Below are 10,475 nucleotides of genomic sequence, written 5' to 3'. Positions count from 1 at the left end.
TTCAAAACAATAGCTTGTTCTTTGGAATGTTTCGTAGTAGCGATACTACGGTTTTTGTTGGCATCGTCTGCCAACATTTGTTACTTTTATTTCTAAAGAAAATTTATTATTTCTCGATTGACTCTTTTTTCTTGTATTCAGTTTTCAAGGTGCATTTATTTCATTTGCGGCCTTTTTGCGACCGCCTAAACATACTATCATGTATAAACTTCTTTGTCAACGATTTTTTTCGTTTTTTTTACATAATATTTCAAACCCAGTAAACATCAAGTTTTTCACGCAAATATCTTTAAAATCAAGTACAGTAAAATATTATTTTCATATAGAAATAACGCAATTACAGATTGATTCAAGACCTGGAAGAAAGCTAGCATTTTATCATTACATTGCAAGAAAGTCATTGCCATTGCTATCAGCCATATCCAAAAGAGACCTTTTACTCCGCCCACCAGTAAACCACATGAGCGATTAAAAAAGTTCAAAATCGGAAGTTTGCTCACCAAGTTTAATGCTTTTAACAAAAAACGAGCAAGGAACAAAACAACAACGAAAACAATAATTACACTAACAATATTAATGCATACATTAGCCAGAAATCCAGCAATATACTCCTTCAACCCCTGTACGTCCAACAGATTATAGATAACAGGATTATTATTCTCTAACAATGCATCCTTTAAAAAATCTGGTAGGTGCATATTTTGAATGATTTCTGTTTGAGTCTGCATGGCGGCATTGCTAATGACTGTGTCGAGTTGCATTGACTTCCCAATTGAATTTGCTAAGGATCCAAAAAAAGGGGTTTTGCGCAAAAATACTCCCATCACCGGAGTCAGAAATTTCACTGCAATCATTGCTGCCAACATAGGCAAAAAACTTAGTGCCTCCATAACAAAGCCTTTGTGGTAGCCAATGCCTGCCAAAACTAATATCCAAATAATCACCGCCGCATCCAGTAACAATGGCATTTGCTCCATATGTATCACCTTCATTTCCTATATTCTTTTATTTATTGTGCTACGCCAGTCTTCACCTGTTTTTGATCATCACTCTTTTGCGTATCTTCAGAAGAAGACTTTTTCTCAACGGGTGCATCATCTTTTTTATCAGTAGTTTTCTCAACATCCTCTGACTCTGTTTCCCCTTCGGGGGATACAATAGGTCTTGCAGTTTGGGTTCCCTTCATCTCGGTAATAATTGCCTCCCCTTTTGTAACCAGCATAACCTGCTCCAGCTGCTCCATTGGCAGAATATCCTTCACATCAGAGGCACTTCGATAACTCCATGCCAATCTGCCACTGTTTTTTAATCCAGAATATATTTTATCTACACCAATTACAACGCCATGCTCAGAAGCCTGTAAATAATCAACCATACCGCCGCTTTTATAACTTGCAATTTCCTTTCCACTGCTGTCTATCCAACAAATTGTGCCTTTTTCCCGCCCATCTTTATTGGCAATAGAATCACCCATGGCAAGCACAACATAATTTTTATTTGCCAAAGAAATCTGAGCCAATCTATTTTCAAGAGGATAGTTCCAAGTTTCCTGCCCAACGGGAGAAATTCCATAAATTCCACGGTCTGAAACTGCTGCAAGTCCGCCTCCTTGCATAAAACCGATTATTGGAATCACTTCATCATTCTTCTCCACTACCGCAAACATACTGTCCGTAAGGTTTTCACTATCATCAGGATTTACATAAAAAAACAGAACCCGGCCTATGGGCTGTATATCCGAGGTATCCAGATAACTAATGGCAAAAGATTTATTATCATCAGAAACATCAGAGCATAAAGGGAATATTCCGGCACTTTCCTCAATACGTCCCTTCAGCAACGTACCTCCCCCATTATATATCTGAACAGAATATGCCGTGTCCCCTTTAGAAATGACAGATAGATACCCATTTTTATTTAAAGCAAATTGAATTATAGTTCCTTCTATTTGCACTGTATACATTAATCCATTTTCTCCGTAAACGTGGATTGTCTTTCCATTCATGTCCCCCACTGCCGCATAACTTCCTTCTGAAATTAGCTGTGGTATTGTCATGTTAAAGGTATCGTTCCATTTGCGATCTCCGATTCCATTAAAATATTTCACACCATCTTTTGTACTCAGCAAAAAACGACTGCCAAATACAGCAAAGGATGAACGACTGCTCTCGTCAAGTTGAATCTTTCCTTTCGCCTCCACCGTCTCTCCGTTACCGGACCCACTCTCCTTCGCCTGAAATACATTGGAAAAATAAGATTGAAGCCGACCCGCTCCGTAAAATGTATCTAAATATATAAGCCCTGCCACTGCACCCACCAATGTGAGTATCACTAACAGCGTTATAAGCCCCTTGTCTTTCGTTTTCGGTTTCTGCTGGTTCTTTCCCATAAACTGCTCCTTCCTGCAAAGCACGTTTCCTACCATAAATTTCATCATACTATAATTCTTGCTTTTTTGCAATTTTCACCGAAGAAAACAATAGGCACCTATCGCATTTTCTTCCAAAATTCACGGATTTATGTTTTTTTAAAATATAAAACATAAAAAAAGCCCTCGCAAGCAGAAAACTTCTAGCATACTTCCCTAGAATTTCCCACTTGCTTAGGCTTGCTTCTGCATTATTCTGTTGATAAAGCCTCTTCCTTCAACATTTCATAAAGCTCAATATATTTTTCAGCGGAAATTGCCCAAGAGTAATTGCTGTTCATGGCATTTTTCACAACATGCATCCAATTCTCTTTTCCCTGATGATAAACCTGTAATGCTTGATCCAACGCCCAGATAATACCGCCTCCATCGTAGGATTCAAATAAGAAACCATTTCCCATGTTGGTTTTTGCATCATATGGTATTATTGTATCCGCCAGACCTCCCGTTTTTCTTGCAATAGGTACCGTTCCGTAACGTAGACTAAACATCTGCCCTAAACCACAGGGCTCAAATCTAGAGGGCATTAAAAATAAATCCGACCCTGCATAAATCTGTTGTGCTAATGTTTCATCAAAGAAAATATTCAGACTAGCTCTGCCGGGATAACGATGAGCCATTTCTCTGAAAAAATATTCAAATCTGGTTTCTCCTGTTCCAAGCAACACAAATTGTACATCTCTTTGCATCATCTCATGGAATACATGGGATAAAATATCTAGTCCCTTTTGGTCAGCCAAACGGGTAATCATAGAAATAATAGGTACATCCCGCCGTTCCAGTCCCAAGCGTTCCTGTAAAACCCGCTTGTTTTTGGCCTTTCCATCTAAATCATCCACATTATAATGATAAGTAATACGGCTGTCCGTTTCTGGATCATTGCTCAAATAATCAATGCCATTGACTATGCCGCTAAGAACATCCCGGCGGCTGCGCAAAATTCCGTCCATGCCATAGCCAAATTCCCAAGTTTGAATTTCTTTGGCATAGGTTTCGCTTACCGTAGAAATTCTGTCAGCATAGGTCAGCCCCATTTTCATATAGCTTACGTTATTATAAAACTCAACATTGCCATTTTCATAGCAATAATAAGGTGCGCCCAAAATTTCCATGGTGCTTTTGTCAAAATTCCCTTGATATTGCAAATTATGAATGGTAAACAAAGTCTTAATTCTGGAATAATAAATCATCTTGCTGTATATCTCTTTTAAGTATAAGCAAATGGGCCCTGTCTGCCAATCATTACAATGCAAAACATCAGGATAAAAATCCAACATTGCCATCATATCCAAAACAGCCTTGCCGAAAAAAGCAAACCGTTCATTGTCATCGCCATAGCCATATAAATTGCCTCGGCCAAAATAAAAGTCATTCTCTATAAAATAAATGGGTACTTCTTGGGGTTTCACCAAAACCTTTGCCCGCTGAATACGCCAAAATAAATGCACATCAAACTCACCAAGATACTTAACATCTTGCATTTCACTGTTTTTTACAGACATATGGCGTGGTATCACAACACGAACATCCACACCCTGTTCCTTCAAAGCTTTCGGCAGCGACCCAACAACATCACCCAAACCACCGCTTTTGATAAAGGGTGCCGCCTCAGAGGCAACGATTAAAACCTTTAGCCCATTTTTCATAATTCTCACCTCGTTGCTATCATACTATGATTTTTTATTGGTAGCAAGAAAATCTTCGCTTTTCCTTCATATCCCAACAAAAAAGTGGTATACTATCACAGAAAAAACCAGCTCAATACCATTATTTTTGTATATGAAATCTCATTCAGAAAGGATGATATCATGAATCATATTTTGCCCGAAAGAAAAGATGCAAGACCTGAATATAAATGGCATATTGAAGACTATTATTTAAAAGACTCTCAGTGGGAGGAAGTCTTCGCCGACCTTCAAGAGAAGCTTCCCGAAATGGCACAGTTTTCCGGTCATCTTGAAGATTCCGCCCAAATCCTTTTGGAATGCTTAACAAAAAACAGCGCGTTTTCACTAACTCTGGATCATCTTTATACCTATGCCAATATGCGTTTGCATGAGGATAGTGCCAATGCGTTTTATCAGGGAATGTCTGCCCGTGCAGAAATGCTCCTCATTCAATATTCCGCTACAGTGTCCTTCCTCTCACCTGAGATCATTGCGATACCAGAAGAGAAATTGGCAAGCTTTCGCAAAGAACTTTCTTCGGAATTTAAAATTTATGACCATTATTTTCACTCCCTCCTTCGTCAAAAGGAACATACTCTTTCCCCTGCTGAGGAATCCCTTTTGGCAAAGACCTCAGAATTAGGTGGTGCCCCCCAAACAATTTTCACTATGCTCAATGATGCTGATATCCATTTTCCTATGGTAACAGATTCTGAAGGAAAAGAAATAGAACTAACTAAGGGGCGTTATGTTACCTTTTTGGAAAGTCAGAACCGCAGAGTAAGGGAGGAAGCCTTTAAAGGCTTGTATAGCGTATACTTGGATAAAAAAAATACCCTAGCCGCAACCTATAGTGCGTCGGTTAAGAGTGATGTTTTTTTTGCAAAGGCAAGAAATTATCATTCATCTATGGAGATGTCACTTGCTGATGATAATATTCCCCTATCGGTATATGACACCCTAATTGAAACAGTGTATGAAAACCTGCCTCTTTTGCATCGCTATATAGACATTCGCAAAAAAGAACTTGGAGTAGAAGAACTTCATATGTATGACCTTTATGTACCCTTGGTTTCTGAAAATGATGTAAAAATCCCTTATGAAGAAGCGAAGAAAACCGTTACAAAGGCTCTTCATGTCTTAGGGGACAATTATATCAAAGCATTAGAATTTGGCATGAACAGCGGTTGGATTGATGTTTACGAAAATAAAGGAAAGCGAGGCGGTGCTTATTCTTGGGGAAGTTATGGCGTCCACCCCTACGTATTGCTCAATCACAACGACACCATTAATAGCATGTTCACCCTAGCTCATGAAATGGGGCATGCATTGCATAGTCACTTCACATGGGAAAAGCAGCCTTATCTTTATAGCGGACACAAAATTTTTGTTGCCGAGGTAGCATCCACTTGTAATGAGGCTTTGCTAATGGAGCATCTCCTTCAGGCAACGGAAGATAAAAAAATGCGGAAATATCTCATTAATTACTTCCTAGAGCAATTCCGAGGTACTTTATTCCGTCAGACCATGTTTGCAGAGTTTGAAAAAATCACTCATCAAATGGTAGAACAAGGAGAGCCTTTAACATGGGAAGGGCTAAATACCATTTATCGCGAACTGAACAGAAAATATTTTGGAGACAACATCATTTTAGATGAAGAAATAGACATTGAATGGGCAAGAATCCCTCATTTTTATAATGCCTTCTATGTATATCAATATGCAACGGGCTATAGTGCAGCCATTGCTCTCTCCCGTAAAATTCTTTCCGAAGGAAAGCCTGCCATTGATGCATATTTGGATTTCCTCTCAAAAGGAGACAGCGAATACTCTATTGATTTGTTAAAAGGTGCCGGGGTAGACTTATCCACCGCCGAACCCATCCAAAAAGCTTTATCTCTCTTTAAAGAGTTATTAGATGAGTTTGAATCTTTATAATTATTAAACGCTCTATATCCTGAATGAGGCAAGTCTTATTTTGGAATTGCATCAGCCTTCCTATTTTATATGGGTAAATCACCAATCATGCCTTGGAGTTAGAAAAAATAGCTAAGTAAAGAAAAAAGGCAGTTCCCCTTCAACGGAACTGCCTTTTCCTTTTCTCTTGTGTCTCCAGCTGTAATCTCTATCAACCACCCAAAGAAATCTCTTGCTTGTTGTACCAACCAATGGCTTCCTCCAAATGCTCTTTTTTAAAATCCGGCCAGAAATCATCAATAAAATAAAAATCCGAATAAACAGACTGTAGTGGCAAAAACCCTGAAAGCCGCTTCCTACCACCCCATCGAATCACAAGATCAACACGAGATACCTCTTGAGACTGTAAAGGCCCCATTAAATTGTTTTTTGCGAAACCGGTATCCCATTCCCAACTATAGTTTACCAAGAAGTTCAGCTTGATCCCCCCGTTGCCAAAGGTTCGCCGCTTAGTATAGGGCAAAAGCTCCTCGGGAAACATTTTTGATTCAGCATTCCCTAAAACCAGCAGTTCCGCATCTTCTCCGGAAAGAAGCTTTACTGCATCTACACAGGCATTGGTAAAGGAGAGCCTTTGTTCAGTGGGACGTTTTGTATTATCCACGGTGAAACCGTAATAACTTATTTCCTTTACTCCCATCTCTTTACAAAGCTTGTACAGCTCAAGCCCGGGATTTAGACCTCTATCATATCCATCTTTTTTCTCCAATCCATTTTCCACCGCCCAGCGACGGTTCCCATCCGGTATTACGCCAATATGTTTTGGTATTCTCATCTTTTTTCTCCTTAACGCACTTATTTTTCCGCAATCTATGCATTAAGTATGCCACAGCAGAGAAAAAAAATAACATTAAATGGGACTTTTTTATAAATTATACGGAGTGCCCTACAACATGATTAGAAATCAGCAAACTTCTGATATATTTACATGAAACTATCTCTCTTTATCATTTCATTGGTATTCTCTGGCAGGCTGAATGATTCCCCCTTCAAACAAAGCATCAAATGTATTTGAAGCTCCACCATGTTCAACAATCTTCCCATCTTTCAATTCATCAATGTTCACGCCGGAAATTCTTAATCTTTTACCCGAGGGTTTCATCCCCAACCACTCACCAAGGTGCGTTCCCTCCATTATAAATTCTGAAATTATAAAGTCTCCTTCAGAATACTGGTTTAAAATTGTCATCTTTAAATCAGGATACGTTTTTCTGACCTCAATCATATGCTGCTTCATCCCATCCACCCCAACAGGAATACGCATGTCCCCTACTCGAATGATACAGTCTTCTGACACATAGTCACAAACTTCCTCAAGTCGGTGTTCAGAGGTAATATGCTCATAAAAATATTTTATTCTATCTTTATTCTCCATTAAAGCTTCCTCCTTAAAATTTATAAAGTTTTATTGCTATCATATTAGCATACCCTCATTTCATTGAAAAGAAAAAGTCAGATCTCCCAAAGGTGAATCTGACTTTTAATACAAACCTCGTTGCAATTTGGAACATTTGCTTTAGCATGGATATCCATACAATTCCACCAGTACCTATGCACTTATCCTTAAGATACGTAACAGGCTTTATTACGACTCATTAACTAGCTTTCCTGTCATATGCTCAATGGATAGTTCCAAAATCTGTACGTATGCCCCTGCCTTACGGATTTCTTCCTCCACACCTTCTGCTGTGGGAAAATTCTTCAAACCTATCTGACGAACAATTTCCACTGTTTCCTGGGCTGCGTCTATCTTTTTTATTTGACCAAACAATATAACACTTTTTATGTTTAATGCCCATTCCCCATCCTTGCGATATCCTTCGTCCATCACGCAAAAGGATACCCTGCTGTCAGATGCTATGGCATCCAGCTTGTGTCCAGCCTTGGCACAATGAAAATATACCTTTCCATCCAGATAGATGTAATTCATGGGAAAGGCGTAGGGATACCCGTCTTCACCATACACTGCCAAAACACCTCTGGGCGCATGGGTCAAAACATCCACACATTCCTGTTCTGTTAATTGCTGTTTAAATCTTCTCATGCCTCGAAACATAATACCCCCCAATTCTTCCTATGGAAACAAATGATTATAAAAACATCTTATAAAAGAATATCATATAAAAACAATAAAGTCATGCAAGAGACCAAATATCTCAATACATGACTTTTTTTACGAGCTCCGTTGCATTCAGAATTCTTTCTTATTTTTTAAACTATACCTACCAAAAATCATGCTCATTTGATGAAGTCCTTTAAGAATGGTTCGTATTTAAATTGATAATTATCTTACCATCCTCATAGGAAAAGATGGATTGATTGCCTTTACTTATTTTTGTCTCTGAACATCGATCTACAACAATCTCTCCGGTTCGAAATATTGAGAGCATAAATCCGATGAGTGCAGCATTCAAGAATAAGGCGGTATTTCCATAAGAAATGAAAGGTAGGGACAAACCTGAGATCAGTCCATAACCAAGATTATCTATTATAAAAGAAATGGATTGAAGCGTAAATGTAAGTATTATTGTAAGTGCAACAAGAGAACCTAAGATACTCTTCTCTCTCAATGCTTTATAAATACCAATAATAGAAAATATCACTACAAGCAGTGTAATGAATAGTAAAACCACAAATCCGAATTGGTGAATTAAATAAACCAAAGGGTAGTCAGTATTAACATTGGGCAGTGCGGTTATATCCCCAAATATTTCAGAAACGCCACCTTTTCCCCAAAAAACCGCTTCAGTTATAAAGTCTCTGATTAAACAATATTGGTATCCTGCTTCTTGTCGAGCTTGCTCAGGATTTAAAAAAACACTAATTCTATTCCACATTCGGTGTACTATGAAAAAGCAAGATACAGTCAACATTATTACAGTAGGAATGAAAACCAGCAACAACCCATGTTTTTTATTCACACCAAACCAACCACGACAAATAGAAAAAATCAAGATTGTGAAAGCAGAAATGGTATACAAAATCAAGCCTGAGATTGTCGGAACTACTGTCAATAAGAATGCAAGCGGTAAATAAGCCAGACCGCTCATTAAAATACCTCTAATTCCTTTTTCTCTCATGCTATAAACAAACAGAGAAAATGCAAGGGGAAAAACTAGAGATAGGTATGTTAATGATATAGAAAACATGCCCATAATCCATATCTGTCTACCATTTACTCTAGGGCAAAATAGAACTCCCACTATGGAAACAGTCAAAATAAAAAGATATATTTTCATAGCATGTTTTCCTAATACAGTAAAATCAATGTAATAACAACATACAAAAATGCCAAATGCAAAAATATAGGATAGAATACTGAATGTGCCCTTTGATTCAGTGGAGGCATTTATGTAATAATTAATAAATAGTCCTATTATCATAAATATTCCTGTTAATGCTATCATGAACCACTGAGGTCTTGGCTTATGTGTTTTATCCAGCTCTTGACCTAAAAAAATGGCATCTCCCATTTGTACAATGGCTTTTTGTGTAGCTGCGTTCTCGTCATCTCCACTGGCCATATACGCATCCCTCTGGTCATATAAATGATTTTCAACTTCCGCAATAATGATGGGTTTTGCTTTTTTCCATCTGATTTGCTCACAAACTTTATTGCAATATTCCTTTATTAGCTCAAATGATTGCATAGTTTACGCCTCCATTCAAAACCTTATTTACAGCAGTTGAATAAGCTACCCATTCTTGTTGCTTCTCTTTTAATAATTTTTTTCCTTTTGTGGTTATGTGATAGTATTTTCGAGTTCGCTCATTATCTGCTTTTTTCTCATAGGATTCAACAAGCTGGTTTTTCTCAAGGTTGTGTAAAATTGGATAAAGGGTACCAGCTTTTAAATCGAAGGTATGGTCAGATTTGATGGAAAGTGTTTCAATCATCTCATATCCATACAAATCTTTTTCCTCCAGCAACTTTAATATTAGTGTGGTTGTACTTCCAGTTAATAAGCTTTTTTCAATAGACATATATTGCCCTCCTTCATATATAGATTATCTATATTTAATTATATATAGGTCATCTATATATGTCAAGGGTAAAACAGCAGTTATACTTTCAAATATGATAAAGCGTATATAAAACCCTTTACAATACAAACTTCAAGGAATATAAAAAAGTCATGCATGAGACCAAATATCTCAATACATGACTTTTTTTACTGCGGATGACAGGACTTGAACCTGCACGGGGTAACCCACTGGAACCTAAATCCAGCGCGTCTGCCAATTTCGCCACATCCGCATGATAGAGTTTATTTTAAACTTCCCTTGAAAGATTGTCAAGGAATAATTTCCGTTGATATGAAAAAAGGCTCTCAAATGAGCCAAGTCATGAACCAGGAGGGATTCGAACCCCCGACCCACGGCTTAGAAGGCCGTTGCTCTAT

The 10,475-nt window shown here is 38.0% G+C and carries 9 protein-coding genes and 1 tRNA gene; 1 reads left to right on the top strand and 9 read right to left on the bottom strand.

Annotated features, from left to right (window positions below; translation table 11 throughout):
- Positions 1 to 275: 275 nt before the first annotated feature.
- The 3 genes from NE558_RS14205 to glgA form a co-directional block, all read right to left on the bottom strand.
- Entirely contained in the window at positions 276 to 977 is a 702-nt protein-coding gene (locus NE558_RS14205; RefSeq protein WP_256150837.1) for a CvpA family protein, read from the bottom strand.
- A 32-nt stretch (positions 978 to 1,009) separates the two neighbouring features.
- Positions 1,010 to 2,389: a DUF5711 family protein gene (locus tag NE558_RS14200; protein WP_256150836.1), complete on the bottom strand. Its 1,380-nt coding sequence runs from the start codon at positions 2,387 to 2,389 to the stop codon at positions 1,010 to 1,012.
- 230 nt (positions 2,390 to 2,619) lie between these two features.
- Positions 2,620 to 4,074, bottom strand: coding sequence for a glycogen synthase GlgA (gene glgA / locus NE558_RS14195; protein ID WP_256150835.1), 1,455 nt, complete (start codon positions 4,072 to 4,074; stop codon positions 2,620 to 2,622).
- 162 nt (positions 4,075 to 4,236) lie between these two features.
- Here glgA and pepF point away from each other — a divergent pair, with 162 nt between their 5' ends.
- A complete protein-coding gene (gene pepF, locus NE558_RS14190) occupies positions 4,237 to 6,033 on the top strand; it encodes an oligoendopeptidase F (RefSeq protein ID WP_256150834.1) in 1,797 nt (598 codons plus the stop codon).
- A 190-nt stretch (positions 6,034 to 6,223) separates the two neighbouring features.
- Here pepF and NE558_RS14185 read toward each other — a convergent pair whose 3' ends face one another.
- The 6 genes from NE558_RS14185 to NE558_RS14160 all read right to left on the bottom strand — a co-directional run bounded on the left by NE558_RS14185 (position 6,224) and on the right by NE558_RS14160 (position 10,330).
- Positions 6,224 to 6,847: an undecaprenyl diphosphate synthase family protein gene (locus NE558_RS14185; RefSeq protein ID WP_256150833.1), complete on the bottom strand. Its 624-nt coding sequence runs from the start codon at positions 6,845 to 6,847 to the stop codon at positions 6,224 to 6,226.
- Between the two features lie 177 nt (positions 6,848 to 7,024).
- The gene (locus NE558_RS14180) at positions 7,025 to 7,447 is read right to left on the bottom strand and encodes an ester cyclase (protein WP_256150832.1); all 423 of its coding nucleotides are present in this window, start codon (positions 7,445 to 7,447) and stop codon (positions 7,025 to 7,027) included.
- A gap of 210 nt (positions 7,448 to 7,657) precedes the next feature.
- Positions 7,658 to 8,128: a pyridoxamine 5'-phosphate oxidase family protein gene (locus NE558_RS14175; RefSeq protein WP_256150831.1), complete on the bottom strand. Its 471-nt coding sequence runs from the start codon at positions 8,126 to 8,128 to the stop codon at positions 7,658 to 7,660.
- A 199-nt stretch (positions 8,129 to 8,327) separates the two neighbouring features.
- Positions 8,328 to 9,722 (bottom strand): FtsW/RodA/SpoVE family cell cycle protein, encoded by a 1,395-nt coding sequence (locus NE558_RS14170; protein ID WP_256150830.1) that lies wholly within the window; start codon positions 9,720 to 9,722, stop codon positions 8,328 to 8,330.
- Positions 9,709 to 10,056 carry a PadR family transcriptional regulator gene (locus NE558_RS14165; protein WP_256150829.1) on the bottom strand — a complete coding sequence of 116 codons (348 nt, stop codon included), beginning with the start codon at positions 10,054 to 10,056 and terminating at the stop codon, positions 9,709 to 9,711. Before NE558_RS14165 ends, NE558_RS14170 begins: the two co-directional genes overlap by 14 nt.
- 192 nt (positions 10,057 to 10,248) lie before the next feature.
- Positions 10,249 to 10,330, bottom strand: a tRNA-Leu gene (locus NE558_RS14160).
- Between the last annotated feature and the right edge of the window lie 145 nt (positions 10,331 to 10,475).

The organism is Anaerotignum propionicum (assembly GCF_024461735.1).
GTDB lineage: Bacteria > Bacillota > Clostridia > Lachnospirales > Anaerotignaceae > Chakrabartyella.
The sequence above is the reverse complement of the archived record's forward strand: the minus strand, read 5'-3'. Positions and strand labels throughout refer to the sequence as shown.

What these genes read in the sequence shown, in the direction of transcription:
- NE558_RS14205 (WP_256150837.1), bottom strand. Translation starts at nt 977, where the DNA reads ATGGAGCAAATGCCATTGTTACTGGATGCGGCGGTGATTATTTGGATA.
- NE558_RS14200 (WP_256150836.1), bottom strand. Translation starts at nt 2,389, where the DNA reads ATGGGAAAGAACCAGCAGAAACCGAAAACGAAAGACAAGGGGCTTATA.
- glgA (WP_256150835.1), bottom strand. Translation starts at nt 4,074, where the DNA reads ATGAAAAATGGGCTAAAGGTTTTAATCGTTGCCTCTGAGGCGGCACCC.
- pepF (WP_256150834.1), top strand. Translation starts at nt 4,237, where the DNA reads ATGAATCATATTTTGCCCGAAAGAAAAGATGCAAGACCTGAATATAAA.
- NE558_RS14185 (WP_256150833.1), bottom strand. Translation starts at nt 6,847, where the DNA reads ATGAGAATACCAAAACATATTGGCGTAATACCGGATGGGAACCGTCGC.
- NE558_RS14180 (WP_256150832.1), bottom strand. Translation starts at nt 7,447, where the DNA reads ATGGAGAATAAAGATAGAATAAAATATTTTTATGAGCATATTACCTCT.
- NE558_RS14175 (WP_256150831.1), bottom strand. Translation starts at nt 8,128, where the DNA reads ATGTTTCGAGGCATGAGAAGATTTAAACAGCAATTAACAGAACAGGAA.
- NE558_RS14170 (WP_256150830.1), bottom strand. Translation starts at nt 9,722, where the DNA reads ATGCAATCATTTGAGCTAATAAAGGAATATTGCAATAAAGTTTGTGAG.
- NE558_RS14165 (WP_256150829.1), bottom strand. Translation starts at nt 10,056, where the DNA reads ATGTCTATTGAAAAAAGCTTATTAACTGGAAGTACAACCACACTAATA.